Origin of the sequence: Pseudomonas sp. TWI923, from assembly GCF_039673365.1 — a bacterium.
Classification (GTDB): Bacteria; Pseudomonadota; Gammaproteobacteria; order Pseudomonadales; family Pseudomonadaceae; genus Aquipseudomonas; species Aquipseudomonas sichuanensis.
On sequence record NZ_JBDJLM010000006.1, the window covers coordinates 94,488 to 119,393 of the forward strand.

Sequence of the window (24,906 nt, forward strand, 5' to 3'; positions counted from 1 at the left end):
GTGACCGCAGGCCTGTGCCGTCACCGCGACACAGGCCTGTCGAACGGTCAGTCTTTCAGGCCTAGCATGTCCCTTGCCACGGCTTCGGCGATGCGGATGCCGTCGACACCGGCAGACAGAATGCCGCCGGCGTAGCCCGCGCCTTCACCTGCTGGGAACAGACCCTTGAGGTTCAGGCTCTGGAAGCTGTCGTCACGGGTGATGCGCAACGGCGAGGAGGTGCGTGTTTCGATCCCGGTCAGCACCGCATCATGCAGGCTGTAGCCCTTGATCTGGCGCTCGAAGGCCGGCAGTGCCTCGCGGATGGCTTCGATGGCGAAGGCCGGCAGGCTTGCCGCCAGGTCACAGAGGGTGACGCCCGGCTTGTACGAAGGCTCGACGCTACCCAGCGCCGTGGACGCACGGCCGGCCACGAAGTCACCTACCAACTGTGCCGGTGCCTGGTAGTTGCTGCCGCCCATCACGTAGGCGTGGGATTCCAGGCGCTCCTGGAGTTCGATGCCGGCCAGCGGGCTGCCCGGGTAATCGCGCTCCGGGTCGATGCCGACCACCAGGCCCGAGTTGGCGTTGCGCTCGTTGCGCGAGTACTGGCTCATGCCGTTGGTGACCACGCGGCCCGGCTCGCTGGTGGCGGCGACCACGGTGCCGCCCGGGCACATGCAGAAGCTGTAGACCGAGCGACCGTTCTTGGCGTGGTACACCAGCTTGTAGTCGGCAGCACCCAGCTTCGGATGGCCGGCATATTTGCCCAGGCGCGCCTTGTCGATCAGCGACTGTGGGTGCTCGATGCGGAAACCGACCGAGAACGGCTTGGCCTCCATGAACACGCCTTTGGCGTGGAGCATGCGGAAAGTGTCGCGAGCGCTGTGGCCCAAGGCCAGGACCACATGGCGCGACAGCAACTGTTCGCCGTTTTGCAGGACCACGCCGGTCAGTTGCTCGCCATCGACCAGCAGGTCGGTGACTTTTTGCTCGAAGCGTACTTCGCCGCCCAGGCTGATAATCTCTTCGCGCATCTTCTCGACCATGCTGGTCAGGCGGAAGGTACCGATGTGCGGCTTGTTGATGTAGAGGATCTCTTCCGGCGCGCCGGCCTTGACGAACTCTTCCAGCACCTTGCGGCCATGGTGTTGCGGGTCCTTGATCTGGCTGTACAGCTTGCCGTCGGAGAAGGTCCCGGCGCCGCCTTCGCCGAACTGCACGTTGGACTCGGGGTTGAGCACGCTCTTGCGCCACAGGCCCCAGGTGTCCTTGGTGCGCTGGCGTACTTCCTTGCCGCGCTCGAGGACGATTGGCTTGAAGCCCATCTGTGCCAGCAAGAGGCCGGCGAAGATGCCGCACGGGCCGAAGCCGACCACCACCGGGCGTTCCTGCACTGCCGCTGTGGCGTGGCCGACGAACTTGTAGCTGACGTCTGGGGCGATGCTGATTTTCGGATCGTCGGCGAATACCCGCAGCAGTTCGTCTTCGTTGCTGGTTTCGAGGTCGATGGTGTAGATGAACAGCAGCTCGCTGTTCTTCTTGCGCGCATCGTAGCTGCGCTTGAACAGGGTGAAACCGAGCAGTTGCTCATCCGTGATGCCCAGGCGCTGGACGATGGCTGCGCGCAGCTCGTCGTCGGAGTGGTCCAGGGGCAGCTTGAGTTCGGTGATTCGTAGCATGGCAGGGTCCAGTATCCCGGCCATGGGCGGCCGGCGGCTTTACACAAACCGCCAAGTATAAGCTGTTCGCCGCCCCGACTGGCAGGATAAAAGCGCCCGGCGATCAGAGGTCGCGGGCACCGCCGTAGTAAGCGCAGCCCTTCAGGGTCTTGCCGTCGATGCGCAGTTCGGCCTTGAGGTGGCGGATCGCACCGGTGGCAACGTCGACGCAGCGTTGCGGCGCGACCCACAGCTCGACACGCTGGCCGTTGGCTTCACTGGACAGGCTCAGGCCGCCCCCGGGCAGCTCTTCTTCGAGGAACGGTAGCGGCAGCGGTTCCTGGCCGACGCGGTTGAGCACCATGCCTTTGCCGCTGGCCTTGATGTCCCAGTCCGGCTCGTGGCCGCCGGCGCGCAGGGTCAATTGCTTGAAGTTGGGGTCTTCGCAACCGCGGGCGGTGGGCTCCAGGCGGTACAGGCGGGTGACGTCGATCTGGCCGTCGCTGCCGGCCTGCTTGCTGCCGGTCAGGCGGCCGCGCAGGTCGCTGAACAGTTTGTCCTTGGAGTCTTTGGCCAGGTTGGCGGCTTCCTGCAGGATCGCGGTGCTGCCAGCGTCATTGATGACGAACTGACGGGCTTCGTTGCAGGGTTTGAACAGCAGGTGGCCGCCGCCGGCGCTGAGTTCGCCCTGCATGCGCGTGGTGCCGAGGTTCGGGTCGACCGGTTTTTCGGCCAGCACCTGGCAACCGGCGAACAGCGGCAGCATCGAAGCGAGCAGCAGGGAGGGGGTGAGGCGCATGGGGCGGGCTCCGGGAATCTTGGCGAAAGAGCTGGCCACGTTACTCAGGGTGCGTCGGGATCTCAAGCGCCAGGTCATTCACGTGTGCTTCTTCGCGGGTAAATCGCGACGGCGAACCGCCGCTCCCACAGGGGCCGTGCACTCCTCAGGGTTGCACAGTACCTGTGGGAGCGGCGGTTCGCCGTCGCGATTTACCCGCGAAGAAGCGCACGCATTACTTGCAGGCAGAAAAAAGGGCCCGAAGGCCCTTCGATCATTCAACCCCCGAGGTACGCGTCACGTACCTTAGGATCGGTCAGCAGCGCTTCACCGGTACCCTGCATCACCACCTTGCCGTTCTCCAGCACATAGGCGCGGTCGGCGATCTTCAGCGCCTGGTTGGCGTTCTGCTCCACCAGGAACACCGTCACGCCATCGCGGCGCAACTGTTCGATGATGTCGAAGATCTGCTGGATGATGATCGGCGCCAGGCCCAGCGAAGGCTCGTCGAGCAGCAGCAGCTTAGGCTTGCTCATCAGCGCACGGCCGATGGCCAGCATCTGCTGTTCGCCGCCGGACATGGTGCCGCCGCGCTGGATATAGCGCTCCTTCAGGCGCGGGAACAGCTGCAGGACTTTGTCCAGCTGCTCCTGGTAGTCGCCCTTGTCGGTGAAGAAACCGCCCATGGCCAGGTTTTCCTCGACGGTCAGGCGCGAGAACACGCGGCGGCCTTCCGGCACCACCGCGATGCTCTTGCGCATGATGTGCGAGGAGGGCTGGCCGACCAGCTCTTCACCCAGGTACTTGATGCTGCCGCTATGGGCCTGGGGCGAACCGCAGAGGGTCATCAGCAGCGTCGACTTGCCGGCGCCGTTGGCGCCGATCAGGGTGACGATTTCGCCCTGGTTGATCTCTACGTTGACGCTGTGCAGCGCCTGGATCTTGCCGTAGAAGGTGGAAACGTTCTCGAACTTCAGCATTTACGCCTCCCCCAGGTAGGCCTTGATCACATCAGGGTTGCCGCGAATCTCTTCCGGCGTGCCATCGGCCAGGGGCGTGCCCTGGTTGATAACCACGATGTGGTCGGAGATGCTCATCACCAGTTTCATGTCGTGCTCGATCAGCAGCACGGTCACGTTGTGGGATTCCCGCAGGTAGCTGATGAGCGCCTTGAGGTCTTCGGTTTCCTTGGGGTTCAGGCCGGCGGCCGGTTCGTCGAGCATGATGATCCGTGGCTGGGTCATCATGCAGCGGGCGATTTCCAGGCGCCGTTGCTGGCCATAGGCGAGGGTGCCGGCGGTACGGTTGGCGAACTCGGTCAGGTTGACCTTCTCCAGCCAGTACTGCGCGCGCTCCATGGCTTCCTTTTCGCTGCGGCGGAAGCTCGGGGTCTTGAACAGGCCGGCGAAGAAGTTGGTGTTGAGGTGGCGGTGCTGGGCAATCAGCAGGTTCTCCAGCGCGGTCATTTCCTTGAACAGGCGCACGTTCTGGAAGGTCCGCACCACGCCCTTGCGGGCGATCTGATGGCCGGCCAGACCCTGGATAGGCTGGCCGTCGAGCAGGATGGTGCCGCCGCTGGGTTTGTAGAAACCGGTCAGGCAGTTGAACACGGTGGTTTTGCCGGCGCCGTTCGGGCCGATCAATGCCACCACCTGTTTCTCCTTGACGGTCAGGCCTACGCCGTTGACCGCCAACAAGCCGCCGAAGCGCATGCTCAGGCCGCTGACTTGCAGAATTTCGCGGCTCATCGAGGCAGCTCCAGGTGAGGACGTTGCATGGGCAGCAGGCCCTGCGGACGCCAGATCATCATCAACACCATCAGCGCACCGAACATCAGCATCCGGTATTCGCTGAACTCACGCATCATCTCCGGCAGCAGGATCATCACGATGGCCGCGAGAATCACGCCCAACTGCGAACCCATGCCACCCAGCACGACGATGGCGAGGATGATCGCCGACTCGATGAAGGTGAACGACTCCGGTGTCACCAGCCCTTGGCGGGCGGCGAAGAAGCTGCCGGCGAAACCGGCGAAGCAGGCACCCAGGGTGAATGCCGAGAGCTTGATCACGGTGGGGTTCAGGCCCAGCGCACGGCAGGCGATCTCGTCTTCACGCAGCGCTTCCCAGGCACGGCCGATCGGCATGCGCAGCAGGCGGTTGATGACGAACAGCGCCAGCAGGGCCAGCAGCAGGGCGACCAGGTAGAGGAAGATGACCTTGTTGATCGAGTTGTATTCCAGCCCGAAGAATTCGTGGAAGGTCTGCATCCCCTCGGCAGCCTTGCGTTCGAAGGTCAGGCCGAAGAACTCGGGCTTGGGAATGTTGCTGATGCCGTTGGGGCCGCCGGTCCAGTCGGTGAGGTTACGCAGGAACAGGCGAATGATCTCGCCGAAGCCCAGTGTGACGATCGCCAGGTAGTCGCCACGCAGGCGCAGCACCGGGAAACCGAGCAGGAAGCCGAAGGTGGCGGCCATCAGGCCGGCGATCGGCAGGCACACCCAGAAGCTCCAGCCCAGGTAGTGCGAGAGCATCGCATAGCTGTAGGCGCCGACGGCGTAGAAACCCACATAACCCAGGTCGAGCAGGCCAGCCAGGCCGACCACGATGTTCAGGCCCAGGCCCAGCAACACGTAGATCAGGATCAGGGTGGCGATGTCGACCGCGCCGCGCGAGCCGAAGAACGGCCAGATCAGCGCCGCCACGATCAGCCCCATGATGATCCAGCGCTGGGTTTTCGGCAGGGTGAGGAAGTTGCTCACCGACGGTGGCACCAGCTTGCGGTCCGAGCGGCGGCCCATCACCGCACTCCACTGCTTGTCGAACAGCACGCGCAGGAACATCAGCACCGAGCACGCGGCAATGATGCTGATGGTGAACGAGCCCTGGCTGTGAACGATCAGGCTGATGCCATCGATGCTGAGTTTCAGGCCCAGTACCGGGAAGGCCACGGCCCAGACCAGCAAGGCGCTGAAGAACGCCTGTTTGAGATTTCTGTTCATACTTTTTCAACCTCCGGGCGGCCCAGGATGCCGGTCGGCCGGAACAGCAGGACAAGAACCAAAAGACCGAAAGCCACCACGTCCTTGTACTGGTCGCCGAAGATGTCGGCGCCGAACGCTTCGGCCACGCCCAGCACCAGCCCGCCGAGCATGGCGCCCGGAATGCTGCCGATGCCGCCCAGTACCGCCGCGGTGAAGGCCTTCAGGCCCACCAGGAAACCGGCGTTGGGGTTGATCACCCCGTACTGCATGCTCAGCAGCACGGCCGCCACCGCCGCCAGCGCGGCACCGATGACGAAGGTCAGGGCGATGATGTTGTTGGTGTTGATGCCCAGCAGGTTGGCCATCTTGATGTCCTCGGCGCAGGCGCGGCAGGCGCGGCCCAGGCGGGAACGGGAGATGAACAGGGTCAGGCAGGTCATGGCCACCAGGGTGACCACGAACACCAGGATCTGCATGTAGCTGATCAGGACTTCTTCCGCGCCGCCCGGCCCGAAGGAGAGGCTCCCGGGGATCAGGTTGGGGATGGATTTGTCCTTGGAGTCCTGGGACAGCAACACGGTGTTCTGCAGGAAGATCGACATGCCGATGGCGGAGATCAGCGGGATCAGCCGGTTGCTGTTGCGCAGCGGCCGGTAGGCGACCCGTTCGATGCTGTAGCCGTAGGCACTGGTGACGCAGATGGTGGCGACGAAGGCCACGGTCATCAGGATCGGCAGCGAATGGATACCCATCATGGCCAGCCCGGCAAGGGCGATGAAGGCCACGTAGGAACCGATCATGTACACCTCGCCGTGGGCGAAGTTGATCATGCCGATGATGCCGTACACCATCGTGTAACCGATGGCGATCAGGGCATAGGTACTGCCGATGGTCAGTCCGTTAACCAGTTGTTGTAGGAAATGGTAGATCTCAGGCATTACAGCGCTCCTAAAAACCTGATTTGCATTTCACTGGTGGGGGATGACCCCGGCCCATGTTCTCGTGGTCTTCGCCACGTGATCTTTTGCGGGCACTGCCAGGAAACCGCGGGTGACGGTTTTAAGATTTTCAGGTGGACCGGCCCCCGGATCGCGGGAATCAGGCCCATAGAACCTCGTAAAACAAAGCCCACTGCTCGCACAGTGGGCTTCTCGGTCAGCTATTAGTCACGCAGTTACTGAGGAGAGACTTCGGTCTTCGGCTTGCCGAAGTGCCATTCGTACACCACGAACTTGAAGTCTTTCAGGTCGCCTTTCTCGTCGTAGGACAGCTCGCCGGTCGGGGTCTTGAACTTGCCGGCGTGGATGGCGGCAGCCACCTTGTCGGTGTCTTCGGACTTGGCGGCCTTGATGCCTTCGGCAATCAGCTCGACGGCCGAGTAGGCCGGGAATACGAACGGGCCGCTCGGGTCCTTGCCGTCAGCCTTGATGGCGTCGACGATGGCCTTGTTCGCCGGGTCCTGGTCGAAGGACTTCGGCAGGGTCACCAGCAGGCCTTCGGAGGCGTTCTGGGCGATCTGCGAGATGGAGTCGTTACCCACGCCTTCCGGGCCCATGAACTTGGCTTTCAGGCCCTTTTCCTGTGCCTGGCGCAGGATCAGGCCCAGCTCTGGGTGGTAGCCGCCGTAGTAGACGAAGTCGACGTTGTTCTGCTTGAGCTTCTGGATGATCGAGGAGAAGTCTTTGTCACCGGCGTTCAGGCCTTCGAAGACGGCAACCTTGGTGCCTTTCTTCTCGAGGGTCTGCTTGACCGCGGTGGCGATGCCTTCACCGTACTGCTGCTTGTCGTGCAGTACCGCGACCACTTTCGGTTTGACGTGGTCGGCGATGTAGTTGCCGGCGGCCGGGCCCTGGGCGCTGTCCAGGCCGATGGTGCGGAAGATCAGCTTGTAGCCACGGGCGGTGATTTCCGGGGAGGTGGCGGCCGGGGTGATCATGATCACGCCTTCGTCTTCGTAGATGTCGGACGCAGGCTGGGTGGAGCTGGAGCACAGGTGGCCGATCACGAACTTGACGCCGTCGTTGACCACTTTGTTGGCGACTGCAACGGCCTGTTTAGGGTCGCACGCGTCGTCGTATTCCTTGGCTTCGAGCATCTTGCCATCGACGCCGCCCTTGGCGTTGATGTCCTTGATGGCCTGTTTGGCGCCGATGAACTGCATGTCGCCGTATTGGGTGACCGGACCGGTCTTGGGGCCGGCGATACCAATCTTGATGGTATCGGCGGCAAACGAATGGCTGGCAACCCCGGCCAGAACCATTGCGGCGAACAGCTTGGAAATCTTGATCATAGTGCTCCACTCATTCTGTTGTAATTCTTATAGTCCTGGAGGCCAGGCCTACAGACCGGGCGGGATTTGCGGCTGGCTACGCCTAACCGCAACCCCACCTTCCCCCGGAACATGTCCCGGAACTGTACCGGTACAGTGTAGAGCGCTGCCCGAGCGCTTGAAAAGCGGGCGAAAAGCGTCTGTTTCCGGGGGTGTCGCCTGATCGACATAAAGATACAGAAAAGCGCCATCACTTTTGCCTGCACTCTCGGCCCGCCCCACAAGTTCGCGCCGAATCGACCAAATTACGTATTTGAAACCGGGTTTTTCTGCAAAAATGCCGGCCTTTTTTCTTGGCCGATTTATGCGCAGGTAAACCCATGACTGATCAAGTAAGCACCCTCTATGCCAAATTGCTCGGCGAGACCGCTGCCATCGAGTGGAAAGCCCTGGAACGTTTCTGGGCCAAGGGTGACCTGATTTGGGTCGACCCCAGCCTCGACCTGATCGTCGTTGCCGAGGCAATGGCCGAGAATCGCAGCGAGATCTTCGCCAAGTGGCGCAGTGATGGCACTGTGGCGGCGCTGTCCGCGGAGCAGGCGCTCGACCTGCAAACCCGCGATCCAGAGATCTGGGCGGTGGTCGTTTCGCCGTTCATCGTGATTCAGGAAAAGAAAGCGGAATAAGCACGCGCTTTTTTAGTGCGCAAAATCGCACAGACGCCTCGCGATGGTGCGCGTTGACGCTCACGTAAGGTGGAAGTAAGTAACAGTGGCGGGATGATTCGGCGGGGCGGTAACAGTTTACGGCATGCGTAAATGGGACTGCTTCGCAGGCTTTGCCAGCTCGTACAGTAACAGTGCTCTATTCAAGGCATGTGCGGTCGCTGTGGGAGCGGGTTTACCCGCGAAGCACGCAACGCGGTGTCTGGCACCAGCTTCGCTGGTGTTCGCGGGTAAACCCGCTCCCACATGTACTGCACGACAGCTGTATGAGCGCCCCGGCAAGGCCGCTCACACAGTTGGACAGTTGCTCCCACAGAGGCCTGCAAAAAGACTCTGCAGGCCCATGGGAAGTGGGCGCCCCGCGGGTAATCAGTAGTCCACGCGCCCGGTATGGGTGTTCAACGAGATCACGCGGGTCTTGCCGATGCGGTGACGGTAGATCTCGCGCAGGTACTTCACCGCCTTCTTCACGCATTCGCGCGACAGGCGGATATCGTTGATCGAAACGAACCGGCTCTTGTCGTTGATCAGCTCGCGGTACTTCTTCTCGTACATCGGCTTGATCGCGTACCAGTTGGTGTCGAGGATCTTCGCCGGGTTCTCGAACTCGTTGAGCAGGTCGTCGATGCGGTCCTCGTCGAAGTGCTCGCTGGTGATGAACTCGAGGATGGCGTTGTCCATGGTGTCGTCGAAACGGTAGGGATTGCGCGCGAAGCAACGCTTGATGAACGCCACGATCAGGGTCAGGAAATCGTCCGACAGGCACGGGCTCTTGGCGATCAGCGTGGTCAGCGACAGGTTGGCCGAAGCACCGATCACCAGCGCATAGCGCTTGAGCGTGGTGTTGGGGAACAGGCTGTTGAGGTGGGTCTTGAGCCGGTTCAGGTCCATGTACGACAGCTTGTAGTCCTTGGGCAGGGAGACGATCGACACCACCGACGAGCAGTTCTTGAAGAAGTGCAGGTCGTGCAGCGCCGCGGCGTCATAGCCCGAGGCCTGGTATTGCTCCAGTGCCGCGCGATAACGGCTCGACTCGATCGGCAGCAGGCTGATGCCTTCGATGGCCTGGGTCTGCTTGTTGAAGTGCGGCAGGTCGATGGAGCGGAAGAACAGGTCGTCGATATCCAGCCGCGGCTGTTCGCGCTCGAATACCTTGAACTTTTCCGACCCGGCCGGGGGGATTTCCGGCACCACCGATTCGGCGTAGGCGATGGCCACGGGGCCGGCCAGGCTCATGAACAGGTCGTTGGCATCCAGGCGGATGGTTTCGCCGATGTCGATGCCGGCGCGGCGGAAGTAGTTCTGGTCGTAGTCGGTGGTCACCGCCTGCGCCGTGAGGATGTTGAAGATCTGCTGGGAGATGTACTGGTTGGCGTGTTTCTCCATGGCGTTGACGTCGATGTTCTGGATCGTGCCGTCATCGCTTTCTTCGGCGTAGCGCATGATGTCGTTGGAGATCAGCATCATCGCGTTCCACGGGCGGATGCGGCCCATGACGCTGGCTTCGCTGCTGTCTTCGTTATCGAAGTTGTACGAGAAGTCCCATTCTTCCGAAAGATATTTGCACAGCAGGCGCCCGGCGTTGATGTGCAGGGCCTCGGACATCTCGCTGCGGTGGTCGGAGGCGTTGGGCAGCACGCAGATGCCACTGGTGAAAATCGGCTCGAAGACGAACGAATGCCCGCTCTTGCCGTCGTTCTCGTCGGCCGGCTTGGTGTCGAAGGTCTTGTTCATGTACGAGTACTGCTGGGCCAGGCCGAATTCCGAGGCCATGCCCGAGCCGGTGCCGCCGCCGGCGCTGAAGATGTAGAAGTACAGGCGCGACTGGTTGGCCTTGATGCCACAGGAGTCGATCAGGTACGAGTGGATCAGCTTCCAGTCGGCGCTGGAGAAGCGCTGGGTATCCTTGTTGAGGATGATCTTGGCCAGGTACTGGCCGAGGATCGGCGCGTTACCGGCGCCACCGGCATGCACCTCGGACAGGTCCATGATCTTCATCTTGCTGTAGTCGCGCAGGAAACCGCCGCGCTCGCCCTTGCGCGAGAAGCGGATGCGCCCGGCGATGTCCTTGTCCAGGTCGCCCAGCATCACCAGTGGCTCGACCAGAAATACCGGTTTCACGCCTTTGTTCTGTACCAGGCGCAGGTTCTGGCGGATCCAGCGCGCGGGGCTGTAACCGCCTTCGCCCTTGTGGCGATCCTCGTTGTTGAATTCATTGAGGAAGAAGGTGCGGGCGTTGTACACAAGCTCCGCCACGTCCAGCGCAATGTTCGAGCCGCAACGGCCCAGGCCGATCAGGCACACCGACGGGAACTGCTGTTCGAGGCGCAGTTGGTCTTCGTCTTCCACGTGCAGGTTGCGCGGGAATACCAGGTCGCGCAGGCCGTCGAGGTTGTCGAGGATGCGCTGGATGTCCTGTTCGGTGAAGTAGAGGTACTGCTGCGCCGGTGTGCTGCGCGCCGCCGGCAGGTCTCGAGCACCGCTTGCGGTCAGCGAAGCGGGAAGGAGCGTCGACTCGGGGACCGCATTGGCAGAAGTGTTCGTAGAGGTCATAGTGCGCCGTTTGCCTGGGAGTGTGGGCTTCCCGGTGAAGCATGTCATAACGCTATCACGGAGAAATATCGCGACTTTATCAGTGCGTCTTTTTCTTGTGCGATCGGGGATTTCCCTAGCCCCTACATGGTTTTTTGCGAATCGCACCTGCACTGCATCGTCCGTTCGTCACGCTTCTTTAATCTTCTGTCTGGAGTTGCTCATGAGTAGTGCGTTGCCTTCGCTGGGTTTTGCCGGGATTGGCCTGATGGGTCTGCCGATGTGTCGTCGCCTGTTGGCGGCCGGCTATCCGTTGACAGTGTGGAACCGTAGCCCGGACAAATGCGCCGAGCTGGTGGCTGCGGGTGCTCGCCTGGCCGCCAGCCCTGCCGAGCTGTGCCAGGGCACCGATGTGGTGCTGTTGTGCCTGGCCGACACTGCGGTGGTGCGCGACGTGGTGTTCGGTGAGCAGGGCGTCGCCAAGGGTGGGCGCAGCGGTCAGTTGCTGGTGGACTTCTCCAGCCTTGAGCCCACCGCCACGCGGGAGATGGCCGCGGAGCTGGCGGCCCTGTGCGGCATGGCCTGGCTGGATGCACCGGTGTCCGGCGGCACTCCAGGCGCCGAGGCCGGCACCCTGGCGATCATGGTCGGTGGCGAGGCGGATGACCTGGAGCGCGTTCGCCCGGTGTTGCTGACCCTCGGTCAGCGGGTGACGCACATGGGTGGGGTAGGGGCAGGGCAGGTGACCAAGGCGTGCAACCAGATGATCGTCGCCTGCAATGCGCTGGTGATCGCCGAGGTCGTGGCGCTGGCCGAACAGTCAGGGGTGGATGCGCGGCTGATCGCCGAAGCCCTGGCCGGTGGTTTCGCCGATTCGAAACCCTTGCAGATCCTTGCACCGCAAATGGCCGAGAGCCGTTTCGAACCGATCAAGTGGCATGTGCGCACCCTGCTCAAGGACCTGGATACCGCCGTTGGATTCTCCCGCGAGCAGGGCTCGGCGACGCCGCTCAGTGGCCTCGCCGCGCAATTGATGCGTTTGCATGGAAGCCAGGGTTATCTGCAAAAAGATCCGGCGACCCTGGTAGAGCTGTATCGCAACAAGGGCTGAGTGCGCGGGCCTGGCGATCGAGCCGTTCGAGCACCGGGCGCAGCTCGGCCAGGGGGATCGGGCGGCTGAGCAGGTAGCCCTGCAGGAAGTCGCAGCCATGGGCGGCGAGGAACGCGCGCTGCTCTGGCGTCTCGACGCCCTCGGTCACCACCTCCAGGTGCAGGGTATGCGCCATCATGATGATCGCCTGGACGATTTCGCGGTCTTTCTGGTTGCCCGGTACGTCCTGAACGAATGATCGATCGATCTTCAGCACGTCCAGCGGCAGGCGCTTGAGGTAGGCCAGCGATGAATAACCCGTGCCGAAATCGTCGATCGACAGGGCCACGCCCTGGGCGCGGATGCGCTTGAGCAGGTTGACAGTGTGCTGGATGTCGCCCATCAGGGCATTTTCGGTGACCTCCAGCTCCAGTTGACGGGCGGCCAGGCCGGCCTGGAACAACGCCAGTTCGACTTCGGTGGCGAGCTCTTCGCGGCCGAGGGTGAGTGCCGAGCAGTTCACCGTTACCTTGAGTTCGTCATGGCCCTGGCGACCGAGCTGGGCCAGGTCGGCGCAGGCCCGGCGCAGCACCCACAGGTCCAGCTCGGCGATCAGCCCGTTGGCCTCGGCAATACCGATGAACCGGTCGGGGCCGAGCAGGCCATGTTGCGGGTGCTGCCAGCGCACCAGGGCTTCGAGCTTGGCCACCCGGCCGCTGCGCAGGTCGAAGATCGGCTGGTAGTGCACGCACAACCCGCGTTCTTCGAACAGTGCCACGCGCAGTTCCTCTTCCAGTTGCAGCTCCAGGGTGGCGCGGGTCTTCAGGCCATTGCTGAAGAAGTTCAGGCTGTTGCGCCCGCAGCCTTTGGACTGGTAAAGCGCAAGGTCGGCGTTCTTCAGCAACTCCTCGGTGCTCAGGCCATCGTCGGGGAAGATGCTGATGCCGATACTGGTGGTCATGACCATGCGCCGGCCCGCCAGGTCGATCGGCTCCTTCATGCGCAACATGATGCGCTGCGCCAGGTGACGGGCTTCGTCGCGGTTGTTGAGTGCGGTGACGATGCAGAATTCGTCGCCGCCGAAGCGCGCCACCAGGTCGTGACCACGGGTCGCGGCCTTGATGTGCCCGGCGATCACTTTGAGCAGTTCGTCGCCGGCGGCATGGCCGAGGCTGTCGTTGATGCGCTTGAAGTGGTCGATGTCGAGGAACATCACCGCGAGCATGCTTTCACTGGCGGCATGCTCGGCCAGGCGTTCGGCGAACACCTGGTTGAAACCACGGCGGTTGACCAGGTTGGTCAACGCGTCATAGTGCGCGGCCTGCTGCAGTGACGCGCGGGCCTGGTCGAGCTGGCTGAGCAGCAGGTTCACCCGGCGCAGGTCGTGCTCCTTGCTTTGCAGCTTCTTGTCGGACAGTGCTGCGCTGATGCTGCTGCCGCTGATCAGCAGGGTTATGAAGGCGATGGTCAGTGCCAGTTGCAGGCTGTTGTCGCTGGTGGGCAGGCGCAGGGCGGTCTCGCTGGGGATCACCAGGGTCATGGCGGCCATGCCGGTGAAGTGGGTCACGACAATGCCGCCGGCCATCAGCAGGCTGGCGCCATATTTCATCAGCAGGTGCAAGGTGCCACTGCCGTGGCGGAAGTGCCGGGCCATCAGCAGGGCGACCAGGCTGGTGGCCACGGCGATGGCGATCGATGCCAGCAGCAGGGCTGTCTGGTAGTGTTGCTGGGCACTGGTCTGCAGGGCGGCCATGCCGACGTAGTGCATGGTGCTGATACCGATGCCGATGAACAGCGCGGTCTGCAAAAAGTGATGCGGGCGCATTTGCGCACGCTCGAGGCCGTTCATTGCCAGCCATGCGGCAAGCAGCGCGATCAGCAGGGACAGGCCCGTCAGGGCCGCGTCGTAGTGAATGTCCAGCGGTGCCTGGAAGGCCAGCATGCTGATGAAGTGCATCGCCCAGATACCACCGGCCAGGCAGCAGGCGCCCAGTATTCGCCATTGCCTGCGGGCCAGGCGGTCCTCGCAATGGCTTTGCCGCTCGGCCATGTCCAGGGTGGCGAAACAGGCGGCACTGGCCACGGCAAAGGCTAACAGCACCAGGTAGGGGTTGTGTTGGCAGTCGAGGATGATCTGCCCGGTCGTCGGTAATCCCGAGAACAATTGCAGTCCCAGCCACTCCATTGCAGGCCTCTTCGTCGAGTGCTCTCCGGTCCCCACGACGCGCGGCTGGAGACTGTTCCTGCTGGAGTATAGGAAGCTGTATTTAAGCCTTCCTGATTAATGGCACTTTGATCTCTACCATTTGGATATGAAGGTGATAGCTGGAAGATCTAAATAGATAACGAAGGCTGAAACGATCGCGGGGCAAGTCGCATCGGCGCACCGCCGCTCCCACGTGGGAGCGGCGGTGCGCCGATGCGACTTGCCCCGCGGTGACCTCTATGGAGTTCAGCCGGCGACCAGTACCCGGATGGCCTCCAGGCGCAAGGCAGCCTTGTTCAGCGCGGCCATGCCGTCTTCGCGCTGCTGGCGCAGGGCGTCGATTTCGCTGTCGCGCACGCTCGGGTTGACGGCCTTGAGCGCTGTCAGGCGCGCCAGCTCTTCGTCAGCCTCGGCGGCCAGACGTTGCTGTGCCTGGGCAACCCGCTCCTCATGGACCGGAATGACCTTGGCTTCACCCGCGCTGATGCGCTTGGCCAGGACATCGCGCTGGGCCTGGACGAACTTGTTGGCGCTGGCCTTGGGCACGCTTTCAAGCTGGTCGTTGAGGGTTTCGAAGGCCACGCGCGGGGCCAGGTCGTTGCCATTGGCGTCGAGCAGGCAGCGCAGCGCCGCCGGTGGCAGGTAGCGGCCCATCTGCAGGCTGCGCGGGGCGACCACTTCGCTGACGTAGAGCAGCTCGAGCAGCACGGTGCCGGGCTTGAGCGCCTTGTTCTTGATCAGCGCCACGGCGGTGTTGCCCATCGAGCCGGACAGCACCAGGTCCATGCCGCCCTGCACCATCGGATGCTCCCAGGTGAGGAACTGCATGTCCTCGCGCGACAGCGCCTGGGCGCGGTCGTAGGTGATGGTCACGCCCTCGTCGTCGCCCAGTGGGAAGCTGGCGTCGAGCATTTTCTCGCTCGGCTTGAGCACCAGGGCGTTCTCGGAATGGTCTTCGCTGTCGATGCCGAAGGCGTCGAACAGGGTTTCCATGTAGATCGGCAGGGCGAACTGGTCGTCCTGCTCGAGGATCGCCTCGACCAGCGCCTGGCCTTCGCCGGCACCGCCGGAGTTGAGCTCCAGCAGACGGTCGCGGCCGGTGTGCAGCTCGGCTTCCAGGCGCTCGCGCTCGGCGCGGGCTTCGCCGACCAGCTTGGTCCAGCCCTTGTCGTCGCCACCGGCCAGTTGCGCCAGCAGGCGCGGGCCGAACTGGTGCTGCAGGGCGTTGCCGGTCGGGCAGGTGTTGAGGAAGGCGTTGAGGCCTTCGTGGTACCACTGGAACAGGCGCTCTTGCGGGCTGTCCTGCAGGTACGGGATGTGCAGTTCGATGGTGTGCTTCTGGCCGATCCGGTCGAGGCGGCCGATGCGTTGCTCGAGCAGGTCCGGGTGCGCCGGCAGGTCGAACATCACCAGGTGGTGGGCGAACTGGAAGTTGCGGCCTTCACTGCCGATCTCGGAGCAGATCAGCACCTGGGCGCCGAACTCTTCGTCGGCGAAGTAGGCGGCGGCGCGGTCGCGCTCGAGGATGCTCATGCCTTCGTGGAAAACCGTGGCCGGGATGCCGGAGCGCACGCGCAGGGCGTCTTCCAGGTCCATGGCGGTTTCGGCGTGGGCGCAGATCACCAGGACCTTGGTGCGCTTGAGCATCTTCAGGGTGTCGATCAACCAGTCGACGCGCGGGTCGAAGCGCCACCAGCGCTCGTCGTCGCCGGCCTCGCCCTGGGCCTGGAAGGCCACTTCCGGGTACAGCTCGGCACGCTCGCCGGATGGCAGCGCGGCATACGGCTCGGGGTTGGCCAGCGGGTAGGGGTGCAACTGGCGCTCGGGGAAACCCTGGATCGCCGCGCGGGTGTTGCGGAACAGTACGCGGCCGGTGCCGTGGCGGTCGAGCAGCTCGCGGATCAGGCGCGCGCTGGCCTGGCTGTCGCCATCGGTAACGGCGGCCAGCAGGGCTTCACCCTCGGCCCCCAGGAAACCCTGGATGGTGGCATGGGCTTTCGGCGACAGGCGGCCTTCGTCAAGCAGCTCCTGCACTGCCTCCGCCACCGGGCGATAGTTTTCGCTCTCGGCGCGGAACGCGGCCAGGTCGTGGAAACGGTTGGGGTCGAGCAGGCGCAGGCGGGCGAAGTGGCTGTCCTGGCCGAGTTGTTCAGGGGTGGCGGTAAGCAGCAGCACGGCCGGGACGACCTCGGCCAGTTGCTCGACCAGGGCATATTCGGCGCTGGCCTGTTCTTCGTGCCAGACCAGGTGGTGAGCCTCGTCGACCACCATCAGGTCCCAACCGGCGGCGAACAGCGCGTCCTGGGCCTTTTCATCGTCGACCAGCCATTCCAGGGCGACCAGCGCCAGTTGGGCGTCTTCGAACGGGTTGGTGGCATCGCTTTCGATGAAGCGCTCGGCGTCGAACAGTGCGACCTGCAGGTTGAAGCGGCGGCGCATTTCCACCAGCCACTGGTGCTGGAGGTTCTCCGGTACCAGGATCAGCACCCGGTTGGCGCGGCCGGACAACAGCTGGCGGTGGATCACCAGGCCCGCTTCGATGGTCTTGCCCAGGCCTACTTCGTCGGCCAGCAGCACGCGCGGGGCGATACGGTCAGCCACTTCGCGGGCGATGTGCAACTGGTGGGCGATGGGTTGGGCGCGCACGCCGCCCAGGCCCCACAGCGACGACAGCATCTGTTTGCTGGTGTGCTGCAGGGTGTTGTAGCGCAGGGAGAACCACGACAGCGGGTCGATCTGGCCGGCGAACAGGCGGTCACTGGCCAGGCGGAACTGGATGAAATTCGACAGCTGTGTCTCGGGCAGCACATGTGCCTGGTTCTGGGCGTCGATGCCGTGATAGATCAGCAGGCCGTCGATGACCTCGACTTCGCGCACGGTCAGCTTCCAGCCTTCGAAGTGGATGATCTGGTCGCCTGGCGAGAAGCGCACGCGGGTCAGCGGCGCGTTGCGTAGCGAGTACTGGCGGGTTTCCCCCGTCGCCGGGTAGAGCACGGTCAACAAGCGACCATCCTCGGCCAGGATGGTCCCAAGTCCGAGCTCTGCTTCGCTGTCGCTGATCCAGCGTTGCCCCGGTTGATACTGCTGCGCCATACTGCCTGAACTCCCGCGATGAAAAAGCCGAGTATGTTAACGGATCGGCTGCGCCAGACCAATGAATGTGAAGAGTCTAGCGCTTTCATCGACGAACACCGTCCCGTCACGAGGGCCAAGCGCCAACATGGCTGCCAAGCACCGCTGGTTGAACCTCTCCCTGGCCATTGGCAGCTTCACGCTGCTGGCCGCCTGTGAACAGAAAACCTTCGAAGTATTGCCGCCGATTCCAGTCGAGCAGTTGGAAGTGCTGGGCGTGCAGACCCCGATCAAGAGCGTGCATTTCCATGACCGCGAGGGCGAAGGCCTGCTGGTGCTGAGCCGGGTCGACGGCCAGGCCAGCGACCCGGATACCGAGGAGGAGGTCGATAAGGTGGTGCTCAAGGCCACGCTGTATGGCCGTGCCGCCAGCGCCGAGGTGTTCAAGCTGCGCTGGCAGATCGAGCAGGAAACCACCTGCGCCGGTCTGGACCTGGATGTCGACTTCTATACCGATGTCAGTGACGTCAGCGACCTGAACAAGGACGGCGTCGCCGAAGTGACCGTGGCCAGCCACGCGTTCTGCGGTGGTGGCATCGACCCGCACGATATCGCCATCGAGATGCGCGAAGGCCAGGCGGTGTACAGCATTACCGGCCAGTCGCTGATTACCCCGGCCGGAGAAGAACCCTTCGGCGGCGAGCGCGAAGACAGTGCCTCGCTGAAAAACGCCCCGCAGGTGCTGCGCGAGCATATGGACGCGGTCTGGCAGCAGGTCTACAAGCGGCCATGGAGCGAAACCAGCGCGCCACCGGACGACGACCCCGACGGCGACGATCAATAACAGCAGCCCCCAGGCCCGTGCGGCGTTGTGATGCGCCGCTCACCTTTGCCCACAGGCGTTCAAGGCGGCGTAGCGCCGGCCGACACAGTGGCTACAGGAGAACATTCCATGCTGCCGCCCATCATTCCGCTCAGCGCCGCCCCGGTGACCTCGCAACAGGACCCGGTCAAGCCGCCGCCGGCCATCCCGCCGGTGGTGCCGACACAACCGGCCGCCGGCGAAGGGGCCATCGACCTCAAGCATCATCGCGACCCGGCCGAGCGCGCCCTGCTGTTGCGCGAAGAACAACGGCGCCAGCAGCAACAGCGCAACCAGGGGGACGCAGAGCAGCTTGTGGTCGTGCCCGGCGAGGAACTCAACGCCGACAACACCGTGCCCGTGGCGCCGCTGGGCGAACGTACACGCCAGGGGCTGCTGGTGGACATCGAGGTCTGAAGCACACCCAGGTCTTTTGCTGCAAAACCTAGTCAGCGCTCATGCTTGCCTTCATCATGAGTGCCTCTGCTGCCCGTCGAGCCCGCCATGAGCCAAGACAACCTGATCGACTTCGGCGCTGAACGCGCCAAACGAATCCATGACCTCAAAGACAAGCGCCTGAACGACATGCGCCAGGCCTTCGAGCAGGCCATGCCGCTGGCCTCTGGGAAAAAGAAGAAGCCCAAGGGCAAACCCAAGAAGCGCTGAAACTTGATGCAGGTCAACCCTGCACCCGCCTCGCGTGCCCGGCCCCGGGCACCATTGACTCTGGTCAATTTCCCCTCGCCTGCCTTTGGTTACTGTGCACTCATCGGATGACGGCACACCAAGGGAGGGGTCGACATGTTCTTCGACAACGTGGTTATCGCCGGTGTGGTGACGGTCGGGCTGATGTTGGCCTTCTTTGCCGGTCTGGGCATTTTCATCTGGAAGGATGCGAACAAGCGCAAGCAGCGCTGATCCTTCCCGATTCACGAGCACGCAAGGCATTTAGGGCGACTTCGGTCGCCCATTTTTTTTGCCTCGGATTCTTGGCTCAATGGCCAACCTTCGTGTAGGAGCGGCCTTGTGTCGCGATCGGGGCGCGTAGCGGCCCCAAATTCTCGTCGGTGGCAAAGATCGCCGGGGCCGCTTTGCGGCCCGTTCGCGACACAAGGCCGCTCCTACAGGGGCGAGCAATCCATCTAGATGATTAGCTAGCTAATTAATCGTCTGCGCTTTATCCTTCCCCCAGTTGTCTATCGTTCTTCTCATACCGTCTGCTCCCGCAAGGTCCGATTCGTGCCCATCACCTTCCAGGCCCTGTTTGCCCCCAGCAGCCTCGCGCTCAAGTTCGCCATCAAGACCCTGCTTGGCGGTGGCCTGGCGTTGTGGCTGGCGATGCGCTGGGGCCTGGAGCAGCCGGCCTGGGCGTTGATGACTGCGTTCATCGTCGCCCAGCCGCTGTCGGGGATGGTGATCCAGAAGGGCCTGGCACGGTTGGCCGGCACGCTGGTCGGTACCTTCATGTCGGTGGTGTTCATCGGCATGTTCGCCCAGACGCCCTGGCTGTTCCTGCTGACGCTGGCGCTGTGGCTGGCCCTGTGTACCGCCGCTTCGACCCAGCTGCGCAGCGCCTGGGCCTATGCCTTCGTGCTGGCCGGCTACACCGTGGCGATCATTGCGCTGCCGGCGATCGACCACCCGCTGCAGGTGTTCGACCAGGCGGTGGCGCGTTGTACCGAGATCTGCCTGGGCATCTGTTGCGCCACCGCCAGCAGTGCGCTGATCTGGCCCATGCGTGTCGAGCAGCAACTCGCAGGCCAGGCGCGGCAGGCCTGGCACAACGGGCTGCAGGCGGCCAGCGCCATGCTGGGCGGTGAGGATGAAGCGCGCAAAGGGCTGCTGGAAAGCCTCGGGCGCATCGTGGCGATCGACGCCCAGCGCGAGCATGCCTGGTTCGAAGGCAGCGTCGGTCGCCAGCGGGCCAAGGCGATCCAGGGGCTGAGCCAGAAGCTGATGGTGTTGCTGCGCATCTCGCGCTCGGTGCGCCGGCAGTGGCGCCAGCTCGATGAACTTGAGGCCGGACACCTGGCGCCATGGCTGGATGAGGTGCGCACGCTGCTGGCCAGCCCCGAACAGGCCAGCCTGCTGGTGTTGCGCCAACGGGTGTGGGATGCCGCCCAGGACACGCGGATCAGCTCCGCCGAGCATTACTGCCTGGCACGCCTGGCGTTGCTGCTGGACTACGCCATGGCGGCTACCCAGGCGCTCGCCGATGTGGAGCAGGGCCGGGCACCGAAAGAGCAGGTGCAAAGCCTGGCGGCGCACCGCGACCTGTCCCTGGCCCTGCTGTTCGGCTCGCGCAGTGCCCTGGCGTTCCTGGTGATGAGCAGTTTCTGGCTGGCCACCGCCTGGCCCTCGGCGCCGGGCGGGCTGGTGTTGACTTGTGTGGTCTGCAGCCTGTTCGCCAGCCGCGAGAACGGCGCGCAGATCGGCCTGAGCTTCTTGCGTGGGATCTTGCTGGCGGTGCCGGCGGCGTTCCTGGTCGGGCAGATCCTGCTGCCGCAGTGGAGCAGCTTCGCCATGCTCTGCCTGGGCATGGGCGTACCGCTGTTCCTTGGCGCATTGGGCATGGCCCATCCGCGCACCGGCGCTACCGCCACGTCCTATTGCCTGCACTTCATCGTGCTGGTGGCGCCGCTCAATGCCATGCATTTCGATGTGGCGAGCATGCTCAACAGTGCGCTGGCCATGCTGATAGGCGTGAGCGCCGCGGTACTGGCGTTCCGCCTGCTGGTGCTGCGTCACCCGGCCTGGCTGGGCCGGCGCTTGCGTGCGGCCACCCAGGCCGACCTGGTGCGCCTGACCCGGCGCGACCTGCGCGGTGCCGACAGTTGGTTTGGCGGGCGCATGGCCGACCGCCTGATGCAGCTGGCGCGGCATGCCAGCGAGTTGCCCCAGACCGAGCGCCAGCGTTGGGACGAGGGCCTGCACAGCCTGGATATCGGCGACGAACTGGTGCACCTGCGCATGTGCCTGGCCGTGGTCCAGGCGCCCTTGGCCAACGCCGAGCGCCAGTATCTGCAGGAGCTTGAGGCGGTACTGGCGAGCGGCCCGGCGCCGGGCCGTGGCGCGCGCCTGGATGCTGCCAGCGCACAATTCATCGAGGCCCTGCAGGGTCAACCGCCCAGCGATGCGCTGCGCCTGGCCGAGGGCGCGGTACTGCAGTTGCGCAAGAGCTGGGGCAAATGGTGCCGTTGGCAGGAGGACGCCCATGGGGCTGCGTGAATGGGCGCTGGGTGGCGTGCTGCTCAGCCCGTTTCTGATTTATGTAGTGCTTGCGCTGCTGCTGACCGGGCTGCTGCGCTTTGTTGTGCAGGCCACGCCGCTGGGGCGCTGGATCTGGCACGAGGCGCTGTTCGATACGGCATTGTTCGTTTGTGTCCTGTACCTGGTGGTGCGTTCGCTAGGTCCACTTTAAGGAGTAAGTTCATGCGTACAGCCGTACGTGCCCTGGTCACCTTGTGTGTGGTAATCCTCGCCGTCTTCGCAGGCTTCAAGCTCTGGCAGTACTACATGCTCACACCCTGGACCCGGGATGCCCGGGTGCGCGCCGATGTGGTGGTGATTGCCCCTGATGTGTCCGGTTGGGTGAGTGCGCTGAAGGTGCAGGATAACCAGCAGGTCAAGGCCGGTGACCTGCTGATGACCATCGACCGCGAGCGCTTCCAGGCTGCCTTCGACCAGGCCTCTGCGGTGGTCGAGACCCGTACCCAGCAAGTGCGCCTGCGTGAGCGCGAAGCGGCGCGCCGCACGGCCCTGGGGCCGGAAGCGATCAGCGCCGAGCTGCGCGAGAACGCCCAGATCAATGCGGCCGTTGCCCGGGGCGAGCTGCACGAGGCCGAGGCCCAGCTGAAGGTGGCGAAGATCAACCTGGCCCGCAGCGAAGTGCGCGCGCCGCGCAGCGGGCACATCACCAACCTGCGCCTGGCCCAGGGGAACTTCGTCACTACCGGGCAATCGGTGATGGCGCTGGTGGACGATGCCACTTTCTATATCCAGGCGTACTTCGAAGAGACCAAGCTGCCGCGCATTCGCGTCGGCGACCCGGTCAAGGTGTGGCTGATGGGGGCGGGTGAGGCGATGAACGGGCATGTGCAGAGCATCAGCCGCGGCATCACCGACCGCAACTCGACGCCTGACGGGCAATTGCTGCCGGAGGTGGAGCCGACCTTCAACTGGGTGAGGTTGGCGCAGCGTATCCCGGTGCGGATACAGCTGGACCAAATCCCCGAGGGGGTGAACCTGAGTGCAGGGATGACCGCAAGCGTGCAGGTGCGTGAGGATCAGGTCGAGCGGTAAACGCATCGGCAGCCATCGCGGGGCTGCTTGCATCAAGGCTGCTGCGCGGTCGCTGCCAGCACGATCTCGCGAATGCACACCTGCTGCGGCTGCTGGTACGCCCAGAGGATCGCGCCCGCCACATCCTCCGCTGCCAGCACCACGCCGCCCATGTCGTTGGCTTTCCATGCCTGGTAATCGCGCTTGATGCCCTCATCGGTGGTATGCCCGAGCAGCTCGGTTTCCACCGCGCCCGGGGCGATGGTCACCACCCGCACGTTGTGCGGCGCCAGTTCTTCGCGCAGGTTCTCCGACAGGCCATGTACGGCAAACTTGCTGCCGACATAGGCCACATGGTTGGGGAAGGTCTTGCGCCCGGCCACGGAGCTGACGTTGATCAAGGTGCCGTGCCGACGCTCACGCATGCCGCCGACCAGCGCATGCACGCCGTTGAGCAGGCCTTTGACGTTGATGTCGAACATGCGCTCCCACTGCTCCGGGTCCTGATCGTGCATTTGCCCCAGCAGCATCACCCCGGCATTGTTCACCAGCGCATCGGCTGGGCCATGCAGGGCTTCGGCCTCTTGTACGGCGGCAACCAGCGCCGCGCGGTCGCGGATATCCACGGCGCGGCACAGGCAGTTGGGCAGTGCCAGCGCCTGCAAGCGCTCCAGGCGCCGGGCGATCAGCAGCAGCGGGTGGCCGGCGGCAGCGAACAGGCGGGCAGTGGCCGCGCCGATGCCGGAACTGGCGCCGGTGATGATGATGAGGGGCTTGTGCATGATGGCCTCCGAGGCATAATCGTTTTCGATGGTCGAAATTCTAGGTAGTGCTGCAAACCTTGAAAAACGGCTTTTTTCTTTGGCTGGCATCGGTTTCAACTATGGATATTCGTCATCTCAAAGCGTTCATCGCGGTGTTCGAAGAGCGCAACATCACCATGGCCGCCCAGCGCCTGTGTGTGGCCCAGCCCACGCTGTCGGTGACCATTCGCCAGTTGGAGGAGGACCTGGGGGCCGAGCTGTTCGTGCGCCAGGCCCGTGGCGTCGAAGTCACCGAGCAGGCCCGTGCACTCTATGCCCAGGCCTGTCGCATGGTGGCCGAGGCCGACGCCCTGCGCCTGCGTTTTCGCCAGGGGCGTGAACAGGTGCCGCTGACGCTGGGGATCGAGGCGGATATCGCGCCGGCCCAGGTCGAGGCTTGTGTGCGCCTGGCCAACCAGGCGGTGGAGCGGCTGCAACTGACTTTGCTCGAAGGCTGCGCCGGCGATGCGCGGCTGGCCGACGAGGAGCAGCGCTGCGAGGATGAGTTGTTCCTGCCGCTGTGGGAGGAGGCTTTCGTGCTGGTGTCGGCCACCGGTAGCCAACCGGATGGGCGTTGGATCAGTTGCCCGCAGCACCCCTCTCACCAACGCCTGATGGCCGCTTATGGCGAAGGTGAGCAGGTGGGGCAGGCCGCTTCGCTGCAACAGGCACTGGCCATGGTGGCGGCCGGCCTGGGCACGGCGTGGCTGCCGCAGTCGTTGGCCGAGCGCCACCCTGGGGTGTATTGGCAGCCAGGCCCCGGGCTGGCGCTGCGCCGCCGGATCGGGCTGTGCCTGACCCGCGAGGCCCTGGCGCTGCCGGCACTGGCCAGCCTGCACCAGGCACTGGGTGGTAGTTAGAGAAACATACCGCCGGAAACTTCCAGGCGTTGCCCGGTGATCCAGCCGTTGCCGTCTTCGAGCAGCAAAGCGACGGCCGCGCCGATGTCGTCGGGCATTCCGACCCGCCCCAGGGCGGTGTTGCCCGCGATGAAGTCGTTGACCTGAGGGTTGTCGCGCACCACGCCACCGCCGAAATCGGTCTCGATGGCGCCCGGGGCAAGAATGTTGACGCGGATGCCGCGGGCACCCAGTTCCTTGGCCTGGTAGCGGGTCAGCACTTCCATCGCACCTTTCATCGCCGCATAGGCGGCATAGCCGGGAAGGGCGAAGCGGGTCAGGCCGGTGGAGATGTTGACGATGCGCCCGCCATCGGCGAGCAACGGCAGCAAGCGCTGGGTCAGGAAGAACGGGCCCTTGAGCTGGATATTCAGCAGCTGGTCGAACTGTGCTTCGCTGGTGTCGCTGAACGGGACGTTCAAGCCGATTCCGGCGTTGTTCACCAGAAAGTCCAGCTGCCGGCTGCCGAATTGCTGCTGCAGGGCGTCGCCCAAGCGCTCGACGAAGGCGGCGAAGCTCGAACTGTCACTGACATCCAGTTGCAGCATGGCGGCGCGTACACCGGCCGCTTGCAGAGTGGCGGCCACGGCCTGGGCCTCGTCGGCCTTGCTGTGGTAAGTGCCGATGATGTCGATGCCGCGGGCGGCCAGGTGTTGGGCAGTGTTGCGGCCCAGGCCGCGGCTGGCGCCAGTGATCAGGGCAATCTTGCGAGTCATGTCGGTTACCTCATGGGCGATGGCTGTTACGGACAGGTTATTGATCGGTC

The 24,906-nt window shown here is 63.9% G+C and carries 22 protein-coding genes; 10 read left to right on the forward strand and 12 right to left on the reverse strand.

Going from position 1 to position 24,906, the window contains the following annotated elements; translation table 11 throughout:
* Positions 1-47: 47 nt before the first annotated feature.
* The 7 genes from ABE459_RS04770 to ABE459_RS04800 form a co-directional block, all read right to left on the reverse strand.
* A complete protein-coding gene (locus tag ABE459_RS04770) occupies positions 48-1,661 on the reverse strand; it encodes an NAD(P)/FAD-dependent oxidoreductase (RefSeq protein ID WP_323833153.1) in 1,614 nt (537 codons plus the stop codon).
* Between the two features lie 103 nt (positions 1,662-1,764).
* Positions 1,765-2,439 (reverse strand): hypothetical protein, encoded by a 675-nt coding sequence (locus ABE459_RS04775; RefSeq protein ID WP_125462910.1) that lies wholly within the window; start codon positions 2,437-2,439, stop codon positions 1,765-1,767.
* 257 nt (positions 2,440-2,696) lie between these two features.
* Positions 2,697-3,398: an ATP-binding cassette domain-containing protein gene (locus tag ABE459_RS04780; protein WP_125462911.1), complete on the reverse strand. Its 702-nt coding sequence runs from the start codon at positions 3,396-3,398 to the stop codon at positions 2,697-2,699.
* Entirely contained in the window at positions 3,399-4,166 is a 768-nt protein-coding gene (gene livG, locus ABE459_RS04785) for a high-affinity branched-chain amino acid ABC transporter ATP-binding protein LivG (protein WP_125462912.1), read from the reverse strand.
* A complete protein-coding gene (locus ABE459_RS04790; RefSeq protein ID WP_110996282.1) occupies positions 4,163-5,419 on the reverse strand; it encodes a high-affinity branched-chain amino acid ABC transporter permease LivM in 1,257 nt (418 codons plus the stop codon). The genes livG and ABE459_RS04790 overlap by 4 nt, the downstream gene beginning before the upstream one ends.
* Entirely contained in the window at positions 5,416-6,339 is a 924-nt protein-coding gene (livH, locus tag ABE459_RS04795; RefSeq protein WP_110996283.1) for a high-affinity branched-chain amino acid ABC transporter permease LivH, read from the reverse strand. The genes ABE459_RS04790 and livH overlap by 4 nt, the downstream gene beginning before the upstream one ends.
* Before the next feature lie 236 nt (positions 6,340-6,575).
* Positions 6,576-7,691 (reverse strand): branched-chain amino acid ABC transporter substrate-binding protein, encoded by a 1,116-nt coding sequence (locus tag ABE459_RS04800; protein ID WP_125462913.1) that lies wholly within the window; start codon positions 7,689-7,691, stop codon positions 6,576-6,578.
* A 359-nt stretch (positions 7,692-8,050) separates the two neighbouring features.
* Between ABE459_RS04800 and ABE459_RS04805 the strand changes: the two genes are divergently transcribed.
* Positions 8,051-8,356, forward strand: coding sequence for a DUF2288 domain-containing protein (locus ABE459_RS04805; protein ID WP_125462914.1), 306 nt, complete (start codon positions 8,051-8,053; stop codon positions 8,354-8,356).
* A gap of 408 nt (positions 8,357-8,764) precedes the next feature.
* On the opposite strand, the gene ABE459_RS04810 is transcribed toward ABE459_RS04805, so the two are convergent.
* A complete protein-coding gene (locus tag ABE459_RS04810; RefSeq protein WP_125462916.1) occupies positions 8,765-10,948 on the reverse strand; it encodes a hypothetical protein in 2,184 nt (727 codons plus the stop codon).
* A gap of 202 nt (positions 10,949-11,150) precedes the next feature.
* Between ABE459_RS04810 and ABE459_RS04815 the strand changes: the two genes are divergently transcribed.
* Entirely contained in the window at positions 11,151-12,038 is an 888-nt protein-coding gene (locus tag ABE459_RS04815) for an NAD(P)-dependent oxidoreductase (protein ID WP_323833151.1), read from the forward strand.
* On the opposite strand, the gene ABE459_RS04820 is transcribed toward ABE459_RS04815, so the two are convergent.
* Both ABE459_RS04820 and rapA read right to left on the reverse strand, forming a co-directional pair.
* Positions 11,938-14,202, reverse strand: coding sequence for a bifunctional diguanylate cyclase/phosphodiesterase (locus tag ABE459_RS04820; RefSeq protein WP_323833149.1), 2,265 nt, complete (start codon positions 14,200-14,202; stop codon positions 11,938-11,940). The genes ABE459_RS04815 and ABE459_RS04820 overlap by 101 nt on opposite strands.
* 267 nt (positions 14,203-14,469) lie before the next feature.
* Positions 14,470-17,316, reverse strand: a complete 2,847-nt coding sequence (gene rapA, locus ABE459_RS04825; RefSeq protein ID WP_323833147.1) for an RNA polymerase-associated protein RapA — start codon at positions 17,314-17,316, stop codon at positions 14,470-14,472.
* Between the two features lie 127 nt (positions 17,317-17,443).
* Between rapA and ABE459_RS04830 the strand changes: the two genes are divergently transcribed.
* From ABE459_RS04830 to ABE459_RS04860, 7 genes are all read left to right on the forward strand, one after another.
* Positions 17,444-18,139: a hypothetical protein gene (locus tag ABE459_RS04830; RefSeq protein WP_323833145.1), complete on the forward strand. Its 696-nt coding sequence runs from the start codon at positions 17,444-17,446 to the stop codon at positions 18,137-18,139.
* 108 nt (positions 18,140-18,247) lie between these two features.
* A complete protein-coding gene (locus tag ABE459_RS04835) occupies positions 18,248-18,574 on the forward strand; it encodes an aspartate-semialdehyde dehydrogenase (RefSeq protein ID WP_125462921.1) in 327 nt (108 codons plus the stop codon).
* Between the two features lie 87 nt (positions 18,575-18,661).
* Positions 18,662-18,823 (forward strand): hypothetical protein, encoded by a 162-nt coding sequence (locus ABE459_RS04840; RefSeq protein WP_167409876.1) that lies wholly within the window; start codon positions 18,662-18,664, stop codon positions 18,821-18,823.
* A gap of 135 nt (positions 18,824-18,958) precedes the next feature.
* The gene (gene ccoM, locus ABE459_RS04845; RefSeq protein WP_279630498.1) at positions 18,959-19,075 is read left to right on the forward strand and encodes a cytochrome c oxidase subunit CcoM; all 117 of its coding nucleotides are present in this window, start codon (positions 18,959-18,961) and stop codon (positions 19,073-19,075) included.
* Between the two features lie 321 nt (positions 19,076-19,396).
* Entirely contained in the window at positions 19,397-21,385 is a 1,989-nt protein-coding gene (locus ABE459_RS04850; RefSeq protein WP_323833143.1) for an FUSC family protein, read from the forward strand.
* Positions 21,372-21,578, forward strand: a complete 207-nt coding sequence (locus ABE459_RS04855) for a DUF1656 domain-containing protein (protein WP_110996401.1) — start codon at positions 21,372-21,374, stop codon at positions 21,576-21,578. Before ABE459_RS04850 ends, ABE459_RS04855 begins: the two co-directional genes overlap by 14 nt.
* Before the next feature lie 11 nt (positions 21,579-21,589).
* Complete coding sequence (locus tag ABE459_RS04860; RefSeq protein WP_125462923.1) at positions 21,590-22,459, forward strand: HlyD family secretion protein; 870 nt, start codon at positions 21,590-21,592, stop codon at positions 22,457-22,459.
* 32 nt (positions 22,460-22,491) lie between these two features.
* Here the strand turns inward: ABE459_RS04860 and ABE459_RS04865 are convergent, their stop codons facing one another.
* A complete protein-coding gene (locus ABE459_RS04865; protein WP_258705841.1) occupies positions 22,492-23,220 on the reverse strand; it encodes an SDR family oxidoreductase in 729 nt (242 codons plus the stop codon).
* A 101-nt stretch (positions 23,221-23,321) separates the two neighbouring features.
* On the opposite strand from ABE459_RS04865, the gene ABE459_RS04870 reads away from it, so the two are divergent.
* Positions 23,322-24,101: a LysR family transcriptional regulator gene (locus ABE459_RS04870; protein ID WP_125462925.1), complete on the forward strand. Its 780-nt coding sequence runs from the start codon at positions 23,322-23,324 to the stop codon at positions 24,099-24,101.
* Here ABE459_RS04870 and ABE459_RS04875 read toward each other — a convergent pair.
* On the reverse strand, positions 24,098-24,856 hold the full coding sequence (locus ABE459_RS04875) for an SDR family oxidoreductase (protein WP_323833141.1): 759 nt from the start codon (positions 24,854-24,856) through the stop codon (positions 24,098-24,100). The two genes, ABE459_RS04870 and ABE459_RS04875, sit on opposite strands and share 4 nt — an antisense overlap.
* Between the last annotated feature and the right edge of the window lie 50 nt (positions 24,857-24,906).

Coding starts and splice junctions, on each gene's coding strand:
- ABE459_RS04835 (WP_125462921.1), top strand. CDS start 18,248: ATGCTGCCGCCCATCATTCCGCTCAGCGCCGCCCCGGTGACCTCGCAA.
- livH (WP_110996283.1), bottom strand. CDS start 6,339: ATGCCTGAGATCTACCATTTCCTACAACAACTGGTTAACGGACTGACC.
- ABE459_RS04770 (WP_323833153.1), bottom strand. CDS start 1,661: ATGCTACGAATCACCGAACTCAAGCTGCCCCTGGACCACTCCGACGAC.
- ABE459_RS04840 (WP_167409876.1), top strand. CDS start 18,662: ATGAGCCAAGACAACCTGATCGACTTCGGCGCTGAACGCGCCAAACGA.
- ABE459_RS04790 (WP_110996282.1), bottom strand. CDS start 5,419: ATGAACAGAAATCTCAAACAGGCGTTCTTCAGCGCCTTGCTGGTCTGG.
- ABE459_RS04820 (WP_323833149.1), bottom strand. CDS start 14,202: ATGGAGTGGCTGGGACTGCAATTGTTCTCGGGATTACCGACGACCGGG.
- ABE459_RS04810 (WP_125462916.1), bottom strand. CDS start 10,948: ATGACCTCTACGAACACTTCTGCCAATGCGGTCCCCGAGTCGACGCTC.
- ABE459_RS04805 (WP_125462914.1), top strand. CDS start 8,051: ATGACTGATCAAGTAAGCACCCTCTATGCCAAATTGCTCGGCGAGACC.
- ABE459_RS04855 (WP_110996401.1), top strand. CDS start 21,372: ATGGGGCTGCGTGAATGGGCGCTGGGTGGCGTGCTGCTCAGCCCGTTT.
- ABE459_RS04860 (WP_125462923.1), top strand. CDS start 21,590: ATGCGTACAGCCGTACGTGCCCTGGTCACCTTGTGTGTGGTAATCCTC.
- rapA (WP_323833147.1), bottom strand. CDS start 17,316: ATGGCGCAGCAGTATCAACCGGGGCAACGCTGGATCAGCGACAGCGAA.
- ABE459_RS04830 (WP_323833145.1), top strand. CDS start 17,444: ATGGCTGCCAAGCACCGCTGGTTGAACCTCTCCCTGGCCATTGGCAGC.
- ccoM (WP_279630498.1), top strand. CDS start 18,959: ATGTTCTTCGACAACGTGGTTATCGCCGGTGTGGTGACGGTCGGGCTG.
- ABE459_RS04775 (WP_125462910.1), bottom strand. CDS start 2,439: ATGCGCCTCACCCCCTCCCTGCTGCTCGCTTCGATGCTGCCGCTGTTC.
- livG (WP_125462912.1), bottom strand. CDS start 4,166: ATGAGCCGCGAAATTCTGCAAGTCAGCGGCCTGAGCATGCGCTTCGGC.
- ABE459_RS04780 (WP_125462911.1), bottom strand. CDS start 3,398: ATGCTGAAGTTCGAGAACGTTTCCACCTTCTACGGCAAGATCCAGGCG.
- ABE459_RS04800 (WP_125462913.1), bottom strand. CDS start 7,691: ATGATCAAGATTTCCAAGCTGTTCGCCGCAATGGTTCTGGCCGGGGTT.
- ABE459_RS04815 (WP_323833151.1), top strand. CDS start 11,151: ATGAGTAGTGCGTTGCCTTCGCTGGGTTTTGCCGGGATTGGCCTGATG.
- ABE459_RS04875 (WP_323833141.1), bottom strand. CDS start 24,856: ATGACTCGCAAGATTGCCCTGATCACTGGCGCCAGCCGCGGCCTGGGC.
- ABE459_RS04865 (WP_258705841.1), bottom strand. CDS start 23,220: ATGCACAAGCCCCTCATCATCATCACCGGCGCCAGTTCCGGCATCGGC.
- ABE459_RS04870 (WP_125462925.1), top strand. CDS start 23,322: ATGGATATTCGTCATCTCAAAGCGTTCATCGCGGTGTTCGAAGAGCGC.